The sequence below is a fragment of the Halocatena pleomorpha genome (genome assembly GCF_003862495.1).
GTDB lineage: Archaea > Halobacteriota > Halobacteria > Halobacteriales > Haloarculaceae > Halocatena > Halocatena pleomorpha.
In genome coordinates this window covers 1-21,014 of record NZ_RRCH01000031.1, presented here as the reverse complement: position 1 = coordinate 21,014, position 21,014 = coordinate 1, and the positions used below count along the sequence as shown (strand labels likewise).

24 protein-coding genes are annotated in these 21,014 nt (G+C 58.4%); 11 read left to right on the top strand and 13 right to left on the bottom strand.

Annotated features, from left to right (window positions below; translation table 11 throughout):
- The gene (locus tag EIK79_RS14265; RefSeq protein WP_124955838.1) at positions 1 to 768 is read left to right on the top strand and encodes a CPBP family intramembrane glutamic endopeptidase; all 768 of its coding nucleotides are present in this window, start codon (positions 1 to 3) and stop codon (positions 766 to 768) included.
- 11 nt (positions 769 to 779) lie between these two features.
- Here EIK79_RS14265 and EIK79_RS14260 read toward each other — a convergent pair whose 3' ends face one another.
- From EIK79_RS14260 to EIK79_RS14230, 7 genes are all read right to left on the bottom strand, one after another.
- Positions 780 to 1,811 (bottom strand): hypothetical protein, encoded by a 1,032-nt coding sequence (locus tag EIK79_RS14260; RefSeq protein ID WP_124955836.1) that lies wholly within the window; start codon positions 1,809 to 1,811, stop codon positions 780 to 782.
- Between the two features lie 391 nt (positions 1,812 to 2,202).
- Positions 2,203 to 2,616: a hypothetical protein gene (locus EIK79_RS14255; RefSeq protein WP_124955834.1), complete on the bottom strand. Its 414-nt coding sequence runs from the start codon at positions 2,614 to 2,616 to the stop codon at positions 2,203 to 2,205.
- A 220-nt stretch (positions 2,617 to 2,836) separates the two neighbouring features.
- The gene (locus EIK79_RS14250; RefSeq protein WP_124955832.1) at positions 2,837 to 3,274 is read right to left on the bottom strand and encodes a Mut7-C RNAse domain-containing protein; all 438 of its coding nucleotides are present in this window, start codon (positions 3,272 to 3,274) and stop codon (positions 2,837 to 2,839) included.
- A complete protein-coding gene (polX, locus tag EIK79_RS14245) occupies positions 3,271 to 5,019 on the bottom strand; it encodes a DNA polymerase/3'-5' exonuclease PolX (protein ID WP_124956029.1) in 1,749 nt (582 codons plus the stop codon). The genes EIK79_RS14250 and polX overlap by 4 nt, the downstream gene beginning before the upstream one ends.
- Positions 5,016 to 5,453: a DUF5788 family protein gene (locus tag EIK79_RS14240; protein WP_124955830.1), complete on the bottom strand. Its 438-nt coding sequence runs from the start codon at positions 5,451 to 5,453 to the stop codon at positions 5,016 to 5,018. Before EIK79_RS14240 ends, polX begins: the two co-directional genes overlap by 4 nt.
- The gene (locus EIK79_RS18515) at positions 5,450 to 5,932 is read right to left on the bottom strand and encodes a hypothetical protein (RefSeq protein ID WP_221621761.1); all 483 of its coding nucleotides are present in this window, start codon (positions 5,930 to 5,932) and stop codon (positions 5,450 to 5,452) included. The genes EIK79_RS14240 and EIK79_RS18515 overlap by 4 nt, the downstream gene beginning before the upstream one ends.
- Before the next feature lie 5 nt (positions 5,933 to 5,937).
- A complete protein-coding gene (locus EIK79_RS14230; RefSeq protein WP_124955828.1) occupies positions 5,938 to 6,531 on the bottom strand; it encodes a DUF7437 domain-containing protein in 594 nt (197 codons plus the stop codon).
- Between the two features lie 185 nt (positions 6,532 to 6,716).
- Here EIK79_RS14230 and EIK79_RS14225 point away from each other — a divergent pair, with 185 nt between their 5' ends.
- Entirely contained in the window at positions 6,717 to 7,013 is a 297-nt protein-coding gene (locus EIK79_RS14225; RefSeq protein ID WP_124955826.1) for a DUF5789 family protein, read from the top strand.
- A gap of 12 nt (positions 7,014 to 7,025) precedes the next feature.
- On the opposite strand, the gene nreA is transcribed toward EIK79_RS14225, so the two are convergent.
- Both nreA and EIK79_RS14215 read right to left on the bottom strand, forming a co-directional pair.
- Positions 7,026 to 8,291 (bottom strand): DNA repair protein NreA, encoded by a 1,266-nt coding sequence (gene nreA / locus EIK79_RS14220; RefSeq protein ID WP_124955824.1) that lies wholly within the window; start codon positions 8,289 to 8,291, stop codon positions 7,026 to 7,028.
- 161 nt (positions 8,292 to 8,452) lie between these two features.
- Entirely contained in the window at positions 8,453 to 9,409 is a 957-nt protein-coding gene (locus EIK79_RS14215) for a transcription initiation factor IIB (protein ID WP_124955822.1), read from the bottom strand.
- A gap of 166 nt (positions 9,410 to 9,575) precedes the next feature.
- Here EIK79_RS14215 and rnhA point away from each other — a divergent pair, with 166 nt between their 5' ends.
- On the top strand, positions 9,576 to 10,172 hold the full coding sequence (gene rnhA, locus EIK79_RS14210; protein WP_124955820.1) for a ribonuclease HI: 597 nt from the start codon (positions 9,576 to 9,578) through the stop codon (positions 10,170 to 10,172).
- Positions 10,162 to 10,686: a DUF7108 family protein gene (locus EIK79_RS14205; RefSeq protein ID WP_124955818.1), complete on the top strand. Its 525-nt coding sequence runs from the start codon at positions 10,162 to 10,164 to the stop codon at positions 10,684 to 10,686. Before rnhA ends, EIK79_RS14205 begins: the two co-directional genes overlap by 11 nt.
- A 13-nt stretch (positions 10,687 to 10,699) precedes the next feature.
- Here EIK79_RS14205 and EIK79_RS14200 read toward each other — a convergent pair whose 3' ends face one another.
- Entirely contained in the window at positions 10,700 to 11,065 is a 366-nt protein-coding gene (locus EIK79_RS14200) for a PadR family transcriptional regulator (protein WP_124955816.1), read from the bottom strand.
- A gap of 222 nt (positions 11,066 to 11,287) precedes the next feature.
- Here EIK79_RS14200 and EIK79_RS14195 point away from each other — a divergent pair, with 222 nt between their 5' ends.
- From EIK79_RS14195 to EIK79_RS14185, 4 genes are all read left to right on the top strand, one after another.
- Positions 11,288 to 11,821 (top strand): inorganic diphosphatase, encoded by a 534-nt coding sequence (locus EIK79_RS14195; RefSeq protein ID WP_124955814.1) that lies wholly within the window; start codon positions 11,288 to 11,290, stop codon positions 11,819 to 11,821.
- A 105-nt stretch (positions 11,822 to 11,926) separates the two neighbouring features.
- Positions 11,927 to 12,049: a hypothetical protein gene (locus tag EIK79_RS19055; RefSeq protein ID WP_267900543.1), complete on the top strand. Its 123-nt coding sequence runs from the start codon at positions 11,927 to 11,929 to the stop codon at positions 12,047 to 12,049.
- A gap of 48 nt (positions 12,050 to 12,097) precedes the next feature.
- On the top strand, positions 12,098 to 13,441 hold the full coding sequence (locus EIK79_RS14190; RefSeq protein ID WP_124955812.1) for an alkaline phosphatase family protein: 1,344 nt from the start codon (positions 12,098 to 12,100) through the stop codon (positions 13,439 to 13,441).
- Between the two features lie 91 nt (positions 13,442 to 13,532).
- On the top strand, positions 13,533 to 15,368 hold the full coding sequence (locus tag EIK79_RS14185; protein ID WP_124955810.1) for a hypothetical protein: 1,836 nt from the start codon (positions 13,533 to 13,535) through the stop codon (positions 15,366 to 15,368).
- A gap of 5 nt (positions 15,369 to 15,373) precedes the next feature.
- Here the strand turns inward: EIK79_RS14185 and EIK79_RS14180 are convergent, their stop codons facing one another.
- Genes EIK79_RS14180 through EIK79_RS14170 form a run of 3 tightly spaced genes read right to left on the bottom strand, consistent with a single transcriptional unit; the run spans position 15,374 to position 18,005 of the window.
- Complete coding sequence (locus tag EIK79_RS14180) at positions 15,374 to 16,408, bottom strand: lysylphosphatidylglycerol synthase transmembrane domain-containing protein (RefSeq protein WP_124955808.1); 1,035 nt, start codon at positions 16,406 to 16,408, stop codon at positions 15,374 to 15,376.
- Positions 16,405 to 17,097 carry a PHP domain-containing protein gene (locus EIK79_RS14175; RefSeq protein ID WP_124955806.1) on the bottom strand — a complete coding sequence of 231 codons (693 nt, stop codon included), beginning with the start codon at positions 17,095 to 17,097 and terminating at the stop codon, positions 16,405 to 16,407. The genes EIK79_RS14180 and EIK79_RS14175 overlap by 4 nt, the downstream gene beginning before the upstream one ends.
- Complete coding sequence (locus EIK79_RS14170) at positions 17,097 to 18,005, bottom strand: UbiA prenyltransferase family protein (RefSeq protein ID WP_124955804.1); 909 nt, start codon at positions 18,003 to 18,005, stop codon at positions 17,097 to 17,099. The genes EIK79_RS14175 and EIK79_RS14170 overlap by 1 nt, the downstream gene beginning before the upstream one ends.
- A 61-nt stretch (positions 18,006 to 18,066) precedes the next feature.
- Here EIK79_RS14170 and EIK79_RS14165 point away from each other — a divergent pair, with 61 nt between their 5' ends.
- From EIK79_RS14165 to EIK79_RS14155, 3 genes are all read left to right on the top strand, one after another.
- Positions 18,067 to 19,152, top strand: coding sequence for an NAD-dependent epimerase/dehydratase family protein (locus EIK79_RS14165; RefSeq protein ID WP_124955802.1), 1,086 nt, complete (start codon positions 18,067 to 18,069; stop codon positions 19,150 to 19,152).
- Positions 19,153 to 19,218: 66 nt separating this feature from the next.
- Positions 19,219 to 19,644: a DUF5791 family protein gene (locus EIK79_RS14160; protein WP_124955800.1), complete on the top strand. Its 426-nt coding sequence runs from the start codon at positions 19,219 to 19,221 to the stop codon at positions 19,642 to 19,644.
- Positions 19,641 to 20,531 carry an SDR family oxidoreductase gene (locus EIK79_RS14155; RefSeq protein WP_124955798.1) on the top strand — a complete coding sequence of 297 codons (891 nt, stop codon included), beginning with the start codon at positions 19,641 to 19,643 and terminating at the stop codon, positions 20,529 to 20,531. Before EIK79_RS14160 ends, EIK79_RS14155 begins: the two co-directional genes overlap by 4 nt.
- The last annotated feature ends 483 nt before the right edge of the window (positions 20,532 to 21,014 follow it).

Below are 21,014 nucleotides of genomic sequence, written 5' to 3'. Positions count from 1 at the left end.
GTGACCGACTGGACGGCGTTTGCCGGTGTTACTGGCGTCGTCCTCGGACTGTTGCTAGCGCTTGCTCGTCTTTCACAGGATACCGTCAGTGGATTTTCCGACGATCTATCCTCAGAGCAGATCCCGAACACCAATTCGACGCCAGAGCGGGTGCCGTCCTCAACGGAACGGCTCTCCCCCGTGACTGTGTTGCTCAACGTCGGACTGTCACAAGGGTTGTTCGGCGTGCTACTTTTCGCTGCGGTGGGGTTCACGGCGGTTCCGATGGCGGCCATCGGTATTGACACCGCCGACCCTGGGAGCGTCGGTGGCGTCGCAGTGGGCGTCGGGATCGCCACGGGGATCGGTCTGTACGCCATCAACGCACTCGGTGCTGTGGTCGCAACGGCGCTCGGTCACGACTACGACCAGCGCCTCCGGGAGCATCTCACCCCGGAAACAACGACGGGCTGGGTCATCCTGTTAGGTGGTGTTCTTCCCATCATCGCCGGCTTCGAAGAACTACTGTTCCGGGGTGCGCTGATCGGCGCTCTCAGTACGGGGTTTTCAATTTCGCCGTGGCTCCTCGCTGGCGGGTCCTCAATCGCGTTTGCGGTCGGACACGGCGCACAGGGTCGCATCGGTGTCCTCGTTACCGGTGTCCTTGGCTTCGCGTTGGCCGTCGTCTTCGTTCTCACGAACAGCCTTCTCGTCGTTATTATCGCCCATTACCTCGTTAACGCGCTCGAATTCCTCATCAGCGGAATGCTGGGGATCGAATGGGGCTGACCGAACGGCGATCAAAAATTGTATCCGAAGTCTGCGAGTCGGTAGATGCCGATCCCGAACACGTCGTTCGTTTTCCCATCTTCATAATTTATGAAGCTAACCAACCAACATCTGTTCGAATTGTTTGGTGATTCATAAAAACTAATCGAACCGCTATCGCCCCGTTTCAGGTCGTTCCCTGAGCTATTATCCTCGTGAAACACCGAATACGGTTTCGGAAGACACCCGGGGGCGGTGTAGATCGTTTCAGCGGTGGTTTGTATCTTGGCAAAACTGGTTCGGCACGTCGTTCTGCCCACTTTTTGTGTATTCACTCCGCGACTCTTGAGGTAGCCCAATCCGTCGTACGAGAAATGCCCACTGATGCCGTTGTACCCCGAATACCGAATGGCGCGTTTGATTCGGTATCCACGGTTGAGTTCGACCATGGCGTAGTCCTCGTTGCATTTGGTATGTCTCACCGTACCGAGGGACGTTCCGTTGGGATGTTTGAGTGTTTCCCCTGTCGCGTCGCTACCCGAAAAGATGTGCTGGCACGTAGCGAGATATCGATTGCCGTCTTTGAACGCAGGAGCACCAACGGAACCGATCGGCGCGTTGGAGTTTCCCCGTACCTCATACCCACCCCGAATCGTTGCGGTGGACGAACTCCAGTTTTGAAGGGTGTCGGTACAGCCGATCGGTTCAAACCCCGAAACCGACTCAACATCGATTTCGACGCCCTCGACATGGGTTGGAACCTCTCCCATGGTGGTCCGGACATCGCCGTCCTGTAATCGAACGACCAGCCGAGAGTTGTCTCCACCCACTTCTCCTGGACTGACACCGATGCTGACGACCCCCGGCAGCGTTCCGAGTGATCGCTCTATTCGGTGTTTCATCCGCGTTGCGTGACGGTAATCGTTGTACCAATCGGCGGGTACGTACCGTTTATACGCTGTTTGTTCGCCCATCGGATCATCACTGTGCATCCCGATTACGATCGGTACCTCGTCCGAGGCCGCCCCATCAATGTCCTCCCGTGTGATGTATTTGGCAGACATCTGTGTGAATCCGAGCCCAAGAAGAGAAGATAATAAACGACGACGACTCATTCCTGGACGAGTCTCAGTATGGATCTTATCGGTCGATGGACGATCGTTGTCATCTAACATCATCCAAATCAGTATACCTTCACATTCGTAAAATAGATTGTTGAAGCTTCATTATACGTTCGGGGTGCGATATAACAGTACGTGGTTAATTTCACTCCTATGTCCGGGACGGCGTACCGGTCATACAGTAATATAGTAGAGATGGAGGACGACTAATACACATATACAATATCACATATTCTCAGCTGTGTCGATTCTGGTGATATATTTCAAGATAATAATGTAATGATCAGCATATGGTATGATAATCTCATAGAAGCTCTCGGAGTGTGAGACCGGTCTACCGAACGGTCCGCAGGAGCCAACCGATCATGTATCCGATAGAACCGGAAACGAGAGCAAACACGACCGAAAACCAGATCAAAAGTTGGAGATATTCGACAGTATCCGTACCGGGAAACGTTGCGACTCCACCGCTGGTAAACAGTCCGACCAACAAGAGGAGTTGAATCACTACCACCACTACGTAGCCAGCGTTGGTGTACGCAAGCCCACCTGCCGTTCCAAGGAGGACGAGGATCGCAACCCAACCAGCGATATCCGACCGGACAAAGACGAGAACCCCTAATGGGACCACTGTTCCGATCACCCCGAGAACGATCGAGACGACGATCCCTGTCAGAAGTATACGCCGAGAGCGGTCCCACGACCTCCCGAACAAAAATCCTCTGAGGGAGATCCTTCGAATGGGCATCAATCGAGACTGATAGGTGAGTGAGTATATACCTTATCTACAGTCAAGTATCCATTTGATCCAGACCTATCGTATTAGATAGACATATCATAGCCGACGTATTCATTGGTGGTTCGAGACTATCGGCTGCTCTTATCCGGTGTAACTCCAATATTCGATGATAGAAGTATAAAATAATACATTTTGATCATAGCAGATATGTTGAAATATATCCGTTGCGTCACACGGATCGGAGCGTCGTCTGAACGTGGTCCCAATGACTTCCTTTCCAAAACCACTGTCCGCAGTTTTCACACCGCCAGACGCGTCGATCGGTCGGGACATCGTCCGGCCGTGGGCCAGACGCAGGTTCAAGACGGCCGTTACACCGGCTACAGCGCGTCGGCTCGGTGAGTGTGAGTCCGATTCCGGCGCTTTGCAACGTTCGGAGTTGTTCTTTCGTGTTCGTACTCGTGAGGAGGATTGCGGTGTTGGCTCGCGTCGCAAGCTGCCGATCGCGGGTGATGAGTGTGCGGTCTTCCGTTTGGACGACAGCGAGCAGTCGGTCGTCGGCTTCGATCCCTCGGTCGAGCGCGTACACGGTGTCGTAGCCACACATCCGGAGGTAGCTCCGCAGTCCGCCACACATCACATCGAGGAGAAGCCGTCGTTGATTCATGCGTCGAGAAACGCTCGAACATCCGCCGTGGGCCAGGTGGTGAGCACATCACTCGGTTCGGCCCACCCGCGCCGGGCGGTATGAACCCCATACCGGAGGTAGTCGTAGCTTTCCGGTCCGTGAGCGTCGGTATCGATCGTGATTGTCGCACCCTGTTCGAGCGCGGCTTGCACCGCACTCCCGTGGAGATCGAGCCGACGGGGGTTTGCGTTGATTTCTACTGCCGTTCCGGCTTTCGCGGCCGCGTCAGCCAGTGCTGGCACGTCGATGTCGAGTCCGGATCTCTGATTGAGTTGGCGACCGGTTGGATGACCGACGATGTCGACCGCAGGGTGTTCGGCGGCCGCGATGAGCCGATCGGTACCGTCGCCATCGAGTGCGGCGTGGGGTGAGGCAACGACACAGTCGAGTTGTTCGAGCACCGCGTCAGCCACAGAAAGACGACCGTCTGGACCGATGTTTGCTTCGACGCCAGCGAACACGTCGATCTCTGCGTCGTCTCCGACCGCACGGAGTTCCGAGAGTTGTGTTTCGAGTTGATCGTCCGTGAGTCCGACGCCACCGACCATTCCGGGTCCCTTGGCGTGATCAGTAATACAGACGTATTCGTATCCTCGGTTAGTTGCCGCCTCGACCATCTCCTCGATGCTGTTTCGTCCATCGGACCAGTCGGTGTGGAGGTGGAGATCGCCACGGATCGCATCGAGTGTCACGAGATCCGGCAGTTCGTTTGCTGCCGCCGCGTCAATCTCTCCGCGCCCTTCCCGCAGTTCTGGGGGGATCGGCGGGAGATCGAGTGCGTCGTACACGTCCGTTTCGGTCGCGCCGCCGATCCGGTCACCGACGCGTTGACCGGCGTCCGGATCGTCCGTCTCGGAGATGTCAAAGACGCCGTACTCGTTCACCTTCAAGTCGCGCTCGATCGCGCGGTTGCGAAGCTCGACGTTGTGGTCCTTGCTCCCGGTGAAATACTGAAGGGCAGCCCCGAACTCCGACGGATCGACGACGCGGAGATCGACGCGGACATCGTTGGTTCTGACGCTGGCTTTGCCTGTCCCAGCCTCGATCACCCGTCCCGTGTCGGGCCAGTCGGTGAATGCGTCGACCACTGCTTGGGGATCTGTGCTCGCAACGAGCGTATCAACATCACCGATCGTGGGCCGCCACCGCCGCAACGATCCCGCCACTTCACAGCGTTGGACTGCGACCGTCTGTGTGAGATAATCGACGATCGCCGCCCCGATCGGCGCGGCGTCGCTGAGGAGCTGGCGGTCCTGAGACTGGCGGGCAAAGTCGATGTTGTCGAGGATGTTCGACTCAGTTTTGGGACCGAATCCCGACACCGTTTGGATTTTCTCGTTTTTCGCTGCCGTTTCGAGATCATCGAGCGTGCGCACGTCAAGCGCCTCGTACAGGCGGCCAACGGTTTTTGGGCCGACACCTTCGACGCTCGTCAACGCCGCCATGTCCACCGGCAGCTCTGCTCGTTTCTCCGCCAATTCGTCTATTTCACCGGTCTCGGCGTATTCTACGACCTTCGAAGCGATGGCTTTGCCGACGCGATCGATCCGTTCAACAGCGTTTGTGCCCTCTTGTGTGGCGAGTGTGGCGACGTTCTCGGGGTACTCTCGGATGTTATCCGCTGCACGACGGTAGGCGATCGGTTTGTACTCCACGTCTTGGGCTTCAAGGAGATCAGCGAGTTCATCGAACTGCGCTGCGAGTTCCTCGTTGCGGATCGTCATCGTCGCCCCCGTGCACCGCTGTCCTCCTTTCCAAGCGCTCGTTTCAGGAAGTTCGACCATCGCTTTCTGTCGGCAGCCTCTTTCGTTGCGATTTCCTGTTCGATATCGACCGGTTCGAGGCCTTCGAGCGCCGACAACGCCCGGTCGATACCGATGATGCTCTCGACCAACCGCTCGCCGGTTTCGTAGTCGATGTCGCCGTCTTCGACGCGCTGGACGCGTTGACGGCGTTCGCGCCGGAGGTTCTTCTTCAACTGATCGACTCGCTCTCGGTCATCTGGTGGGATGGTGTTCCGTCGCTTGGTTTCGAAGATGAACTCCTGCAGTGCGATCTCTTCGCCTTGCACGTCGATCGTCTCCGGAATCGACGCGCCGACCGTTGCGCTCTCGCGCTCGATCCGTTCTTTGAGTTGCTTTCGCTCGTACGGTTTCATACCGATGGTTCGTCCCTGAGATACAAAAGAATCGTGTGGAGTCGGTGCATTATGAAGTGCGAAACGTGACGATACCGATCGACGGTGAGATCCGAACGGGAACGCTCCGTAACATCGCTCGACAGTGTGGCGCGGAGGATTGTGACGAATTCTGTGACCGGATCGATCGAAACTGCTGAGTTGTAGCGGCGCACATCGTCCATCACGGTAGCGACTGCAGGAGTCGTGTAGTCGATCCGATCAGCAACTGCCACCCAACCCGCATCGATAGCGCTATTGACGGGCGTCTGTCCAGGGGTACTGATCTCCGGTGCCCCACCGAGTTCGTTATGGATCCGCTGCGGGATGAGAAACGTAATTCCGTTTGTGGTTGCAAAGCGGGCGAGTGCAATGTATTTCCCATTTTGCTGGCGTCCGCAGGCAATGAAAAGTCCAGAATCCGCGATCCAGACTGCATTCTGGCGCTGACTTTCTTCCATCTGGATCACGTCGACTCCTCGGACTCTCCCAGCGGTCGCTCCCGAGCGTTGCGAATCTGCTCGAAATACGGATCATGCTCTCGCATGTCGAGGACGACCGCTCGGAGCGCGTGGAGCACTGCAATTCCGAATGCGGGATGGAGACCAAGCTCACGAGCGGCAAGCCGTTCAGTCATCCCCCCCTCGACGTACGGAATAACGTATGTTAACGCACCAGCAAGTTTACTGACGCCATGTTTTTCGATCAGGAGAGATAGATCCTGATCGTTCGGTGCCCGACCGATGGCTTCGATAAGCGTCGGTGTGACCGTGTACTCATCGCCATCGAGAGCCGCTGTAAGGGTGATCGGAACTGCGGTATAGGTATGGGTTTTTTGCGTCTCATCACGGGTAAGGACGCCGAGCTCAACGAGCGATCCCGTATCGGAATAGACCGTCGTGCGTGGGATCCCCATGCTCTCTGTGATCTCATCGATCGTCACGTCCTCGTTGCAGAGGATATAGGTATAGAGACGAGCAAGTCGCGGCTCTTCTAACAGATGAGCGACCGAAATGATCCCATCGATGGCACGTTCAGGATCGCCGTTTGCTGCCGACATACAATACATAATTCGTGTATTGGATAATAACGTTTTGGACACCGCTCTTGTGTCGACTCGGAAGACGAGACGATCATCCTGTCGGATTGCTCATATCCGTTTCGCTGTCCGACAGAAGAGCGTCTCCGACTGTTCGATCGAAAGCAACCGACAGGGTTAATCCGAAACCGGCCGGATGATCGTCCATGGCTGAAGAGGACGAGGAGTCCGGGCCGGTCGTAGAACTCGGGGCGGGTGAGCCGGTCGAGGGTGCACCGCTCGCGCGCATCACGTCGCGGTTGCATTATGCCATCCCGAAAAGCGACGTCGTTCAGCGTGAAGGCGACGCCGTCATCCGCACGCCCGACGGTCCACGCGAGCTATCCGACATACTCGAAGAATCCGACGAAACGTACTTCCCACGGGAGCAAGACCTCACGAGCGCTGTTCGTTCGGTGATCGGTACCGGACCGGTGCCGACAGACAATACTGACGAAGCGTAGACAGCAGTCGATTCATCGGTTTCGGTCGAGAAACGCAGAGAGATCCGACTGAACGCCTGCGACCAGTTCGGAGTTGCGGCGTAGTTCTGGGCCCCCGATCGGTAACTGTTCTCGCAACTGGCCGATGGCCCGGTGGAACGATTCCGCCGTGGCCGGTGCGTTCGAAAGCGCGTCTCGGACAGTCTCCCGGATCAGCCAGACGCCGACCGGACCCCAGTAGTCGTCCGTGACATCCCGGAGGACGAGCGCCTTTGCTTGGCGATCGCGCTCTATGAGGTGTTCGAGCACCGCGAGGCGGGCGGCGTAGTACGCACCGGCGGTCTCTTCGACGTACTGCGTTCGTCCCCCAAAGCCCTCATAATCGCTTGCGATCCAGTAGCCCTCACGGCCGGGATTCCAGACGCTCCCCGGTGATTTCATCTCCACGAGTTCGAACTCCCAGTTTCCGGGGGCGAGAAGCACCCAAAACTCGTTACCGAGATACGTCTCGCGTCGTACCTCCACCGTGTCGATGGTTGGGGCGTTTCGGAGCGATCCGCGTAGGAACTGGGAGACAGTGTCATCGACAGCGGTGATCGACCACCGCGTCGGAACCAGTGTACGGTTGCGCCGCTGCCCGAGCGCACCCGCCGACAGGATGGTGTTGATATCGTACACGTCGAATCCACGGTTGTACAGATACGTCATCGCCCCCTCTGCCCGCCAGTCGTCGTCTGAAAGCGTCTTCTCGACCGCACGCGGGACGTGAGGGTTCTCCGTGAGTTGGGCGTCACTCGCGTGCGCTCGCGGCCCGTGTGGCGTCGCTACGCGATCGACAGCCATGTCGAGTGAGGGCGTGTTCTCAAGATCGACCTCCACGTCGACTGGACGATCTGCGATGGCTACTTCTCTGCGAACACCCGTGAACCCGTCCCATTCGTCGGCCACGTGGATGTCCGTCGGCTGTGTGGAGTTGAGCAGTCCGGCTCGGGTCTGGAACACGTCGTCGATCGTCACCCCTTGTCGGTACCACTCTCCGCTCGTGACGTAATCGGTAGCAGGGGCGTCCGACGCGACCGGAGCCAACACCCCAGCAGAGACGCGTGGATAGCCCGATCGGCCGACGAAAATCGACGGGGCAGTGCTTCCGAACAACGAATCACCCTGAACTGTCTCGTTGATCTGCTGTTCGACATCCGCGAGATACTCCGTGATGGCGTAGGACTTTTCCTGTGCCAGCTGGCGCTTGTGCTGCTCCTCATCGCGTTCGATCCCCTCGATGAACTCCTCAAGCCGCATCACTCGTTTTAGGTGCTGGTCCGGCTTGAACCTTCAGCAAAACGGAATGGGTGACATCACAGCCCAGTGTGAACCACTGGATGTTCCACGAGTACGAGTACGAGTGCGGGAGCGCAGTGATTGTGGGTGTCTCGTGGTCACGGTGTAACCGTCCTCGGTGATTAGCTGTGGATTCCCATCGCTTCGATCTGCTCTTGGTATCGATTGCGAATCGTTACCTCCGTCACTTGTGCGACATCGGCAACTTCACGCTGGGTTTTCTTCTCGTTACAGAGCAGAGAGGCAGCATAGATCGCTGCGGCGGCGTATCCTGTCGGGGATTTTCCCGACAGTAATCCTTCCTCTGCGGTGGTAGTGATGATCTCGTTTGCTTTTGCTTTGACCTCTTCAGAGAGATCGAGTTCCGAGCAAAACCGGGGGACGTACTTCTTCGGATCGACTGGTTCCATCTCCAACGCGAGTTCTTGGGAAATGTACCGGTACGTGCGTCCGATCTCTTTGCGCTCGACGCGAGACACCTCCGATATCTCCTCAAGGCTCCGAGGGATTCCCTCTTTGCGACAAGCCGCGTACAACGCGGAGGTAGCGACGCCCTCGATCGACCGTCCACGGATGAGATCGTCTTTCAACGCGCGCCGATAGATGACAGACGCGACCTCTCGAACTGACCGTGGAACGCCGAGTGCGCTCGCCATGCGGTCGATCTCCGAGAGCGCGAACTGCAGGTTTCGCTCCCCCGCGTCCTTGGTTCGGATGCGCTCTTGCCACTTGCGCAAGCGATGCATTTGGCTGCGCTTTTTCGAGGAAATCGATCGCCCGTAGGCGTCTTTGTCTTTCCAGTCGATGGTGGTCGTCAACCCCTTGTCGTGCATCGTTTGGGTCGTCGGCGCACCAACGCGGGATTTCTTCTGACGCTCTTGGTGGTTGAATGCACGCCACTCCGGACCGGGATCGATCTTCTCCTCTTCGATGACGAGTCCACAATCATCACAAATGAGTTCACCACGATCCGAACTCTTGACCAGGTGGTCGGACCCGCATTCGGGACATTCTCGCGTGCGTTCTGTTTCGTGTTCCGTTTCCTGCTCGCGCTCCCGCGTACGGGTGGACCGTGTCATCGCATTTTTATACTACCTCGGTCAGCGCACTTAGATCTTCCGCAACACGGAATTATCTGCCGCCTCTCTCTGCTCCAAAAATGATACACGTGAGGAGGGTGCAGTCAGCCGTCGCCCGATCCTAGCGATCGGAAGCCACTTATCAGTTCCATGGTGATCCGAACGTATGCCGGTCATCGAGTGTGACCCCAGCGTTGCCCGCGAGCGTCTTCAGGCGGCGGGTATCGCTGTCGAGTCGGGCAACACCGACCACGAGTGCTGGCGGGCCGAGTCCGAGGGCGCGACTGCTGTCGCCTACGAGGAGAAAGTTCTCATACAGGGGTCATCCCCGGAACGGTTAGTCGCGGTGCTACGTGAAACGGGCGGTCGGGCACACGTGTACTTCGATGGGGGAGCGCGCGGCAATCCCGGTCCCGCGGCGATCGGATGGGTGATCCTTACGAGCGAGGGTATCGTTTCGGAGGGTGGTGAACGCATCGGAGAGACCACTAACAACCGTGCCGAATACGACGCGCTCATCCGAGCGGTCGACGTCGCCGCCGACTACGGTTTCGACACGGCCGAGATTCGGGGTGATTCCGAGCTGGTGGTGAAACAAGTGACCGGTCAGTGGTCGGTAAACGATCCGGGGTTGCGGGAACGACGGGTTCGTGCGCGTGAGCTGCTCGAAGCGTTCGATGACTGGTCTCTCTCCCACGTTCCTCGGGAGGTCAATGAGCGTGCCGACGCGCTCGTCAACGAGGCACTCGACGATGCTTCCTGACGATATTGCTGATGAGGCAGAGCGGCTGACCCGCCTAGCGCGCGCAGCCATCGATTCGGACGAAGCTGATGCCGCGCGGACAACGCGTGACGATCTCTTAGCGCGCCACGGCTACATTGCTCGTGAGCGCGAACCAGACGCGACGCTCGTCTGCTTTCCCGATGACTGGGTTGCGGACGGAACGGTCCAAACCGAGCGCATCGACGACACCGACCGCGCGATCGAACGACCGCTCGAAGCCCCAGCGACCGACGAGTGGGAGGAAGTCCACCAACACAACCGCGATGTTGCGGCCCGCGTCACTGAACGATACGGCGACAGCCACGGCGCTAACGCCGCGGCGTTCTCAGAATTCATGAGCAACCACTACGCGATGGCGATCGAACACGCCACGGAAGCCATGCGTGAGGAGTTCCTCACTGAGTACTATCCACGTAACGTCTGGCCCACAAAAAAACAGCGTGCGGTCATCGAGAAATCAGTAGATCTGGCGCTCGATCTTGCCCGAGAGTAAGCGCCGATTCGATCTACTCCTGTTGTGCTTCGTCGACGAGTGCCCGAATCTCGTCGGCACGGCTTTTTGTCGTGGCGAATCGGGAGAACACCCACGACAGCTGATCGATGACGGCGTCGTGACCGGTCTGGGTCAACGCGTACTGGTTCGTGCGTTTGTCGAGTTCGCTTTTCTCGACTAAACCCATTTCTACCAGATCGTCCAGGTTCGGATACAGTCGCCCGTGATTGACTTCCGAACCGTAATACTGCTCTAGTTCGCGCTTGATCGCAAGCCCATACCGTGCTTCCTCGGAGAGTATCACGAGGATGTTCTGCTGAAATGCGGTCAGGTCGCGTTCGATGCGCGATACGCCGGAGACTGACTGTGCCTCTGACATGACCTATACAAATGTCACCACTCTATTTAAAACTTTTCAACCATCAATCGAGTATTTGTGCAGCCACGTCACTGCACGGATATTGTTTGTATAAACTACCGGTCATGCCCGATACTATTAAGTGATAATGGATTCTTTCTGTCTAAAAAAGCATTACATATTATGCCGCGAATGAAGCGTATGTCGAAAGAAATTTTTGGGTCACCCTCCCCAGTGTGGGCGATGACGAACCTGTGGGAGGATCTCGAAACCGGACCGAATCCGCCAGAAACGATTTACGCGGTGATCGAGTGCCTGAAAGGCGAACGGAACAAATACGAGTACGACAAGGACGTTCCGGGTGTCGTGCTCGACCGTGTGCTCCACAGTAACGTGCACTACCCGTCCGATTATGGGTTCATTCCGCGTTCGTACTACGACGACGAGGACCCCTTCGACGTGCTCGTTCTCGTCGAAGACGCGACGTTCCCCGGCTGTGTGATCGAGGCCCGTCCGGTCGCGCTCATGAAGATGGACGACGACGGCGAACAGGACGACAAGGTCATCGCGGTGCCGACGGAAGACCCCCGATACGACCACGTCCAAACGCTCGAAGACATCCCCCAACAAACCCGAGACGAGATCGACGAGTTCTTCTCGACGTATAAGAACCTCGAAGAAGGGAAAGAAGTCGAAACGCTCGGCTGGGAGGATAAACAGGCCGCTCTGGACGCGATCGAACACGCCCAGGAACTCTACCAGGAACAGTTCGCGTAACCATCGTCTGGGAGGACGAATGTCTCCTAGGCATACAGACGTTCGACGCCATGCATTATGATCATGAGTAATTACTTGTTCTCTCAGTCCGTATGCGTAGATGGAATGAAACGGCGTGTACCCATCGGCATCGACCACTTGACCGTCGTTCCGGAGAACGTCGACGCCGATTCTGAGCGTGAGGTGAGCGAGGAATCGACACCCGCCGGGCGGTCATTAGGGGCGTAACCGACGGGGAAAAGAAGGTTCTTGTGTGTTCCTCACGCAGACGGCGGTATGGGACTGTTCGATCGACTTCGTGGCGACGACGGACCACGGGTTGCGTTCATCGGTATCGACGGCGTGCCGTACAGCCTCATCGCTGACAATCCGGATGATTTTCCGAATCTGACGGCGATGGCGAACGACGGCGCAGCGGGACCGATCGACAGCATCGTTCCCCCTGAGTCGAGTGCGTGCTGGCCGTCGCTGACGACGGGCGTCAACCCCGGCGAGACCGGTGTGTACGGCTTTCAGGACCGAGAAGTGGGATCGTACGAGACGTACGTTCCGATGGGTCGAGACGTTCAAGCGACCCGGCTGTGGGACCGCGTTACGTCTGCCGACCGGGACGCGACCGTGATGAACGTCCCGGTCACGTTTCCACCGCAGCGAAACGTCCAACGGATGGTATCTGGCTTTCTCTCTCCCAGCGTCGGGAAAGCCGCTACGCCCGACGATCTCAGTCAGTCGTTGGAGGAACTGGACTACCGCATCGATGTCAACGCGAAGCTCGGCCACCAGGACGACAAAACCGAGTTCATGGAAGACGCCCACGAGACCATCGATGCGCGCTTCGAGGCGTTCAAGCAGTACATCGAGGAGGATGACTGGGATCTCTTCTTTGGGGTGTTCATGACCACTGATCGGGTCAACCACTTCCTGTTCAAAGATTACGAGCAGGACGGGGAGAACCGCGAAGCGTTCATGGAGTTTTACCGGAAGGTCGATGAGTACATCGGTCGGCTCCGCGAACTCCTCGACGACAACACGACGATGGTCGTCGCAAGCGACCACGGGTTCACGAGTGAGGATTATGAGGTTCACCTCAACACGTGGCTGCGTGAGCAGGGATGGCTCGATTACCGCACTGACGATCACAGCGAGCTGTCGGATATCACAGACGAGACGCGGGCCTACTCGCTCATTCCGGGCCGATTGTACATCAATCTCGAAGGGCGCGAACCTCGCGGGAGCGTCCCTGAATCGGAGTACGAGGAGACTCGTGAGGAACTTATCGACATGATCGAGGGTCTTGAAGGCCCTGACGGAACTCCTGTCGCGGACCGTGTCGTTACTAATGACGACGCGTTCCGTGGCGACCACGACGACATCGCGCCGGATGTCGTTGTGATTCCGAACCACGGCTTCGATCTCAAAGCCGGCTTCAAAGACGACAGCGATGTCTTCGATGTGGGTCCCCGAAACGGGATGCACAGCTTCGAAAACGCGTGTCTGTTCGTCGATGATCCCACTGCGCGCATCAACGATGTCGACCTGTTCGACATCGCGCCAACCGTGCTCGACCTGATGGAGATCGAGTACGACCGAACCACGTTCGACGGCGCAAGCCTCGTTTGAACGTCGATTTGCAGCCGTAGATCGCCGTTTCTAGCTCGTATTCGAAAGTCATCATACGGATTTAACCGTGATAGCGATGAAAACGTGGTAGATGCACCACTCGCGCCGGGTCGGGATCTTTTTATTAGCGATCGTCACCTACATCGGATCGCTCGGATACTGGTTCGTGGCGGTCGACGCCCCGAAGCTGATCCTCTCAAGTCGGATCCGAAACTGGAGCGACCTGTACGAGATATTCACACAGCCGTTGATGCACGAAACGGCATTCCCGGAGATCGGACTGTTCTACCGACCGGTTGCGAGCCTCACGTACTCGTTCGACTACTGGATATGGGGCGTCGATCCGTTCGGGTATCATCTCACGAATCTCTTGCTCCAAGGGATCGCAGTGGTGGCTGTTGCGGTCGTCATCGGGGAGTTGACCGATGATACGGTGATCGGGGAGTTCACCGCTGTCTTGTTCGCGCTCCATCCTCTCGCGGTCGAGATCGTACCGGCGACTCCTCGCCGCCACGACATCCTCATGTTGCTCTTTCTGCTCGGCACGTTATCGCTGTTCGTCAAAAGTCAACGTCCCGAGACGACACGGCGGTCGTCGTCCTTGTACGCTGGTGGATCGCTGGTCGCGTACGTGCTTGCACTCGGGTCCAAAGAGCCAGCACTCGTCGCTCCCGCGTTGGTGTTCGCTTGGGTGGCGCTTCAGGGGTACGACGGCGATCCATACGAGACGCTGTGGCGATCGGTTCGGGCCACCGTTCCGTTCGCTCTCATAACGGTCGCGTATCTCGCTGTCCGAATCGTCGTGTTGGGGGGCATTGGCGGGTACCACGACACTAGCGGAGAGTTCGCGGACGTGGGTGGTGTCGTGGCGTCGTATCTCGTTTCGATCGCGTATCCGATAGATGTCCTCGGTAATGATCTCGCCGTCGGGTGGCTGTGGACCGGAGTAGCGCTCCTCATGGGCGGTCTTCTCGCGTTCATCCTTCTCGGCGCCGTCGCGTCGATTGTCAACGATCACGGTGGCGCGGGAAGGATTTCACTCGCCGTTCCCTTTGTGGCTGGGTGTGTCCTGATCGGTGCTGTGCTGTTCGCCGGCGAGACTGCGCTCGGTCCGCTCGTTGAGCTGCTACCGCAACTCACGCCGTTGGCGTATTCCCGACTGCACACCGCCACCGGTTTGCTGCTAACTGTGACGGGGCTGCTCGGCGCGCTGTGGGCGATCGGTGCACACCCCACAACGAGAGACCGGATAGATCTCTCGACACTCTCGTTTTTCGTTGCGTGGCTTGCTGTTCCGCTGGTGGTGTACATTCAGGACGGCCGGTATCTACTCCGAACGGGGTACGTTTCGATCGTTCCCGCGATGGCGATCCTCGCGGTGGTCTTTGTCAGTGCGCTCCGCGCGGTCCGGGACGGCGACCGAACGCTCAGCGCCGACGCCGTGCTCGTCGGCACCGTTCTGTTGCTCCTCGTTCCGCAGGTTGCTGTCTCGCCACTCTTTCATTCCTATGATGGGTGGGAGACGACGGGAGCTGTGAACCGGATGGTGTTCAACGGACTCGCGACGGAACTCACAGACCGAAACGAACCCACAACCCTCCGGGTAGAAGGACTTCCAAGCGGGATCGCAGAACAGGACGAGTCGTTCCCCCAGGTAAAATCGATCGTGTACCCTGGCGCACAGGCTACCCGGTCGTGGCTCAAACTGCTGTATCCTGAGCGGGAGCTAACTGTGCACAGTGAGTACCCGATCCGGCTTCAGGACGTTCCGGACGCGGCTTCCGTCACTACCACCAGCAACTCCGCGACCGTGATCGCACGGGTTCACTACCAACTGAACGGGTCTGCCCGTCGTGCTCCACACTCGATCGAACACCGGATGAACGATCACGGCCGGAACAACGAGACCGGACGCGTTCTGGTATGAACGGCTCACTCGTTTCGGTCGGCTGGATCGTCCGGGTGAGTAGCGTTCGGACTCGGATTCGGTGTGGGATCGGTGTCCGTGTGCCGTTCGGTCCACAGTCGGTGGGCCGTAAAGACGACCCCACCGATGAGCGCGCCGAACCACAGCGTTCCGACGCGCACAAGGACTGTCGAGCCGACGGCGATCGGTCGCTCGTAACCGACGGCAAGGAGAGTGCTGACCATACTGGTTTCGGTGGCTCCGACACCACCGGGAAGGAAACTCGCCGCCCCAACGACCGAACCGAGTCCGAAGACGGCAAGGCCGAGTATCGGGCCGGCGCTGACGCCGAATCCTTCAAGGAGGATCCAAAACGCCAGTCCTTCTAGCCCCCACGCCAGTAGACTCAACCCCATTGCGATCCCCAGTGGTCGCGGCCGGAACAACGCGTACGTCCGCTCGTACAGCGCCGTCAGCTCCGCCACGTACGAGCCGACAACTGGCAACTCCTGACACCGCGACAGCACTGTCAGACAGAGCCGCCGCCATTGGAGGACCACAAGTCCCCCGAGAACGATAGCGACGAGCCCGACCAACACGACGACCGAACGCTGGTACAACAGGACGGCCAGCGCGGCGAAGCTACTCAGCGCAAGGAGATCCGTAACCCGTTCCGCTCCAACCGCCGGTACAGTCCGGCTCACAGCGATTCCTTCGAGATCCCGGAGGAACCACGCTTTCCATACCTCACCCACCTTTCCGGGTGTAACGACGAGCATCAATCCGCTGAAGAACACGAGCGCGCTCTCCCGGATCGAAATATCGATCCCGAGCGTGCGGAGGTAGTACTCCCATTTCAGAAACCGGACGCCGTAGCCCATGACCACGAGCCCGAGCATCGCGCTCACTGCGCCCAGATCCACGTCAAGAAGCGCCATCACGACTGCATTCGCGTCCCCAAACAGGAACAGCACGAAAAACACGACGAGCGTCCCGACCGCCGTCAACCACACCCCATGGTCGGAGATAACACCAATCCAGTAGCGGACGATCCGGTTCATCGTTCGTGCTCACGGTGGGTTGCGAATCCGATCGTTCGATCTACCGAGATCCGGAGTCGGTGTAGCTTTGTTGCGACGTGTCCCGAGGCGTATCCGCCGTGGCCCTGCGGTGAGAGGGCTGTCGTGGAACCATCTCTGATCGCCGCAAGGAGCGGCCGGTCGCCGTCAATCGCGGTGTGTGCACGACCGATCTCCATCGGAAAGTGGGCGTCGCTCCCGCCGGTTCTCGGCAGCCCGTGGGTCTGGGCAAACGTCTGTGCCCGACCGTTATCCCACGACAGGAGACAACGGGAGTTGGTGGCCTCAACCGCATCGACAGCGGCAGCGATGGCGTCGAGATCAGTGGTGTACGCTTCTCGGAGTCGATCGAAGGGGTGTGAGAGGACTGCCACGCCGCCCTGTTCGTGGACGCGCTCAATGACGGGGAGCGGATCGTCTGGGGCTGGTGGAGTCTTCACCCCCAACGCGAGGAGATGGCCTTGGCTCGTCGTCACTTCGACACCGGGGATCACCCTCAGCGCTGACGGTGCTGCTGCTTGCACAGCGCTGACGCCTTCGAGTGTATCGTGATTCGTCACGGCGATCCCGTCGAGTCCGCGGTTGACAGCCGCCTCAACCACGGCCTGCGGTGTCGCGTTCGAACAGGGTGAGGCGTCCGTGTGTACCTGCAGATCGTACCTGCGCGTCATTAGAGCAGCCCCATGATGTAAACCGGTATCTGATACAACACGCCAACAGTGATGAGCAACCACACCAACAGCGTGACAAACATCGGGCGATCGGTCAGTAGATACTCCGGCCGACCAGCGACCGCCGTCGTGTGGGTGAGGTGGTGGTACCGAAACACGCCATAAAAGACGAACGGCAGCGCGAACATCATCGGCGTTTCGGCGTGGAAAAACGTGTACAACGCGTACGTCATCAACAACACCGCCATTGTCACGACCAGTAACTGGTCGAGTTCCTCGTCCGTGTACATCCTCAGTGACTCTCGGGTCGAATCAGGATTCGACACGGTTTCGAGTTCGTGGCGGCGTTTCCCGACGGCGAGAACGAGCGCCAACAGGAACGTACAGAGGATGAGCCACGGACTGAGATACACGCCGATAGCGACGACGCCCGCTGCTGCCCGCAGGACGAACCCGATGCCGACCGTGAGCACGTCAACCAGCACCACCTCCTTGAGAAACACCGAATAGACTATATTTTGCCCGAGATACCCAATGAGCACGAGCAGCACCAGCCCGTTGATGATGTATCCGACGAGTAGCCCTCCGACCAACAATCCGACTGCAAACGTCCCTGCAACCGGAACCGAGAGCTGTCCGCTCGCAATCGGCCGGTGTCGCTTTTCAGGGTGGTTGCGGTCCTCCTCTCGATCACAGATGTCATTGATCACGTACACGGCCCCAGCCACCGCGGTAAACGCCACGACCGCACTCAGGACGCTCCACCACGCTGGGATCGAAAACAGATTGCGCGAGAACAGTAATCCCAACAACAGAACGCTCTGCTTGTACCATTGATGGGGTCGAAGCTCGCGGAGCAACCCCCGTATCGTGTTCGCTGATTGGGATGTGATCGATCGATTGGACATTGATGACAGCGAATTACGCAGGCCACAATCAAAAAGGGCCACGGCGCAAATTCCATATTCTATGGGAACGGACACTGAAACGGATCAATCACATGATTCGGTATTGATCACTGGCGGAACTGGTTTCCTAGGACTCCACACGTGCCAATATTTTGATGATAACGGTTGGGATGTCGTGGCATTCGACCGCGTTCCGTTCGTTGAATCGGACGACGTATCTGATATCGAGTATGTTGAGGGCGATGTTCGAGACGAGGACGCGGTTCGTTCAGTGATCGATCGAGTCGAACCGGATGTTGTCGTTCACGCGGCGGCGGCCTTGCCGTTGTGGGACGCGGACACGATCCGTGCGGTCACCATTGATGGCACGCGATCGGTGCTGTGGGCGGCCCAAGAGGCAGGGATCGATCGGGTGGTGTACATCTCCTCCACGGCCGTGTACGGCGTTCACGAGGAACACCCGATCACTGAGTCCTCACCGCTCGACGGCGTCGGTCCGTACGGGAACGCGAAGGTACAAGCCGAGAAGCTGTGTGGGGATTTCCGTCGTCGGGGGCTGTGTGTTCCGATCCTTCGGCCCAAGACGTTCATCGGTCCCCAGCGTCTCGGCGTGTTTCAGGTGCTGTTCGATTGGGTCGAAGACGGAGCAAACATCCCTCTCGTAGGGTGGGGACACAACGAGTATCAACTGTTACACGTTCACGATCTCGTGCGAGCCATCGAACTCCTGGCGACAGCCGACGCTGAGCGCGTCGATGACACGTTCAACGTCGGTGCGACGGAGTACGACACGATGAAATCGGATTTTCAAGCGCTCATCGATCACGCCGGTACTGACAAACGCGTGGTCGGAACCCCCGCATTGTTGACTGTCGCTGCGCTTCGGTTGTTGAACGAGCTGAATCTCTCACCGTTGTACCCGTGGATCTACGAGACGGCACACCACGATTCATACGTATCGGTCGAGAAGCTCCGTGATCTCGGCTGGGTGCCGGAGTATTCGAACACTGAGGCGTTGATCGACACGTACGACTGGTATCTCGATCAGTACGAAGCCACCGACACGACCGACACAGGGGTTGACCACCGCGTCGCGTGGGATCAAGGCGCGCTCACGCTGGTCAAGCAGGTGTTTCAGGCGTTTTGATCCCTGACTCGCACTGCGATCGCTTCGAACAACAAACACACTTACCGGGGGTGTGTACGTCCGGTCATGATTCAGGACATCGTGCAAGATCCCGGATCGCTGTCTCCAGCAGCGCTCAGACGCGAGTACGAATCGACGCTTGCGGAGATCATTGACTCGATCGGCGCGGAGACGGCAGCCGAGCGCACAGGAATCGACCGCGAGCGGATCAACGCGATCACCGCCGACGCGGACGAGATTCCCCTATCGGAGGCGGCGGCCGTGTTTGCGCTGCGCGATGACGCGCCCGACGCTGAAACGATCGAGGCGGAGGTACAGGACGCGCTTCTCATGGGAATGACGACGGCGGTGTTGGACGTGGAAACGCTCGAAAGCCAGATCGACGGCCAGATCGAGGCGCGCGCGATCCAACAGAAAGTCGAGGGACGAATCCCCATGACGCTCGGGGAATTCGCGCTCCTCTATGGGACGATTGAGGCACGCAAAGCATGAAAGTCGCCGTGCTGGGCTGTGGCTACGTTGGTCTCGAACTGTGTCGCCGGCTCACAGCCGACTCCTCGAGGGACGTGATCGGGGTTCGTCGTAGTGAGCAGGGTATTGAGGCGATTGAGGCGACGGGCGCGCAGGCAGTTCAGGCCGACATCACCGACTCCGACGCGCTCGCGGCCGTGCCGGACGTGGACGCCCTCGTCTTTAGTGCCAGCTCCGGCGGGCGGGACGCGGCCGCCGCCCGTTCTGTGTACGTTGCGGGACTGGAGACGGTCATCGAGCACTTCAGCGCGCGCGAGCATCCGCCCGAGCAGTTGGTGTACACGTCGAGCACTAGTGTGTACGGTGACCACGATGGCGAGTGGGTGGACGAAACCACGCCGGTCGAACCGACGACCGAAAAAACCCGTGTGCTTGCAAATGCAGAGCAGATTGCGCGCGAACACGCTGCCGAGCACGGGATCGAGGGCACCGTCGTCAGGTTCGCCGGATTGTACGGTCCCGACCGGTACCGCCTCGACCGGTATCTCGACGGTCCGGTCACGGAAGGCTATCTGAACATGATCCACCGCGACGACGCGGCCGGGATCGTTCGGTTCGCGCTCACCGAAGAGACGCCCGAGACGTTGCTCGCGGTCGACGACGAGCCGGCTGACAAATGGGAATTTTCGGCGTGGCTCGCAGACCAGTGTGGCGTCAAACAGCCTCCCACGCGCACCAAAGCCGAGCGCTTGGCTGATGCGGATCTTTCGACGCCCGCGAAGCGTCGTCTCGAAACGAGCAAACGCTGCTCGAACGATCTGGTTCGGGAGCTGGGGTATGAGTTTGCGTATCCCACGTACCGAGAGGGCTATCGGGACGCGATCGAACGGTATCGGGACGAAAATTGAACCGTTACTGATGGTTCATTGGAGTTGAAGAGAGATGATGAGGGTGGCAATGACAAACGAGGATGTCAGTCCGATCTCAGTGTTCACCACAATCCATCACGCAACTGCCGACGGGATTAATTGTTAGTGTGATATAACATTTTCATTCCATCAGTACCTTTATGTGTGAAGGGGTAACGAAGAGTAAATGAGAACGCTTGCGTGCGCCGTGGGGCGTGTGCGTTCGTGTTGAACGCGCCGGGTGAAACCAGCACCCGACGCTAGGGTTCTCACGACAGAGAAACCCATGATTGGGAACGAAGCAGAGACATGTAACGGTGTCGAATCGTATCAGAAAACTAAACAGCGTCAGCGATGTCCCCGCTGTGGGCGGCCAGTCCGTACCCGCCTCGACCATCGGATCGGTTGCCCGTTGGGGCGGTGGTGGCGATGACCCACCTTTTTTCCGTGCGGGTGGCCGTCGGCCACCACTCCCGCAAAAAA

Coding starts and splice junctions, on each gene's coding strand:
- EIK79_RS14260 (WP_124955836.1), bottom strand. CDS start 1,811: ATGTCTGCCAAATACATCACACGGGAGGACATTGATGGGGCGGCCTCG.
- EIK79_RS14255 (WP_124955834.1), bottom strand. CDS start 2,616: ATGCCCATTCGAAGGATCTCCCTCAGAGGATTTTTGTTCGGGAGGTCG.
- EIK79_RS14250 (WP_124955832.1), bottom strand. CDS start 3,274: ATGAATCAACGACGGCTTCTCCTCGATGTGATGTGTGGCGGACTGCGG.
- polX (WP_124956029.1), bottom strand. CDS start 5,019: ATGACGATCCGCAACGAGGAACTCGCAGCGCAGTTCGATGAACTCGCT.
- EIK79_RS14240 (WP_124955830.1), bottom strand. CDS start 5,453: ATGAAACCGTACGAGCGAAAGCAACTCAAAGAACGGATCGAGCGCGAG.
- EIK79_RS18515 (WP_221621761.1), bottom strand. CDS start 5,932: ATGGAAGAAAGTCAGCGCCAGAATGCAGTCTGGATCGCGGATTCTGGA.
- EIK79_RS14230 (WP_124955828.1), bottom strand. CDS start 6,531: ATGTCGGCAGCAAACGGCGATCCTGAACGTGCCATCGATGGGATCATT.
- EIK79_RS14225 (WP_124955826.1), top strand. CDS start 6,717: ATGGCTGAAGAGGACGAGGAGTCCGGGCCGGTCGTAGAACTCGGGGCG.
- nreA (WP_124955824.1), bottom strand. CDS start 8,291: ATGCGGCTTGAGGAGTTCATCGAGGGGATCGAACGCGATGAGGAGCAG.
- EIK79_RS14215 (WP_124955822.1), bottom strand. CDS start 9,409: ATGACACGGTCCACCCGTACGCGGGAGCGCGAGCAGGAAACGGAACAC.
- rnhA (WP_124955820.1), top strand. CDS start 9,576: ATGCCGGTCATCGAGTGTGACCCCAGCGTTGCCCGCGAGCGTCTTCAG.
- EIK79_RS14205 (WP_124955818.1), top strand. CDS start 10,162: ATGCTTCCTGACGATATTGCTGATGAGGCAGAGCGGCTGACCCGCCTA.
- EIK79_RS14200 (WP_124955816.1), bottom strand. CDS start 11,065: ATGTCAGAGGCACAGTCAGTCTCCGGCGTATCGCGCATCGAACGCGAC.
- EIK79_RS14195 (WP_124955814.1), top strand. CDS start 11,288: ATGACGAACCTGTGGGAGGATCTCGAAACCGGACCGAATCCGCCAGAA.
- EIK79_RS19055 (WP_267900543.1), top strand. CDS start 11,927: ATGAAACGGCGTGTACCCATCGGCATCGACCACTTGACCGTCGTTCCG.
- EIK79_RS14190 (WP_124955812.1), top strand. CDS start 12,098: ATGGGACTGTTCGATCGACTTCGTGGCGACGACGGACCACGGGTTGCG.
- EIK79_RS14185 (WP_124955810.1), top strand. CDS start 13,533: ATGCACCACTCGCGCCGGGTCGGGATCTTTTTATTAGCGATCGTCACC.
- EIK79_RS14180 (WP_124955808.1), bottom strand. CDS start 16,408: ATGAACCGGATCGTCCGCTACTGGATTGGTGTTATCTCCGACCATGGG.
- EIK79_RS14175 (WP_124955806.1), bottom strand. CDS start 17,097: ATGACGCGCAGGTACGATCTGCAGGTACACACGGACGCCTCACCCTGT.
- EIK79_RS14170 (WP_124955804.1), bottom strand. CDS start 18,005: ATGTCCAATCGATCGATCACATCCCAATCAGCGAACACGATACGGGGG.
- EIK79_RS14165 (WP_124955802.1), top strand. CDS start 18,067: ATGGGAACGGACACTGAAACGGATCAATCACATGATTCGGTATTGATC.
- EIK79_RS14160 (WP_124955800.1), top strand. CDS start 19,219: ATGATTCAGGACATCGTGCAAGATCCCGGATCGCTGTCTCCAGCAGCG.
- EIK79_RS14155 (WP_124955798.1), top strand. CDS start 19,641: ATGAAAGTCGCCGTGCTGGGCTGTGGCTACGTTGGTCTCGAACTGTGT.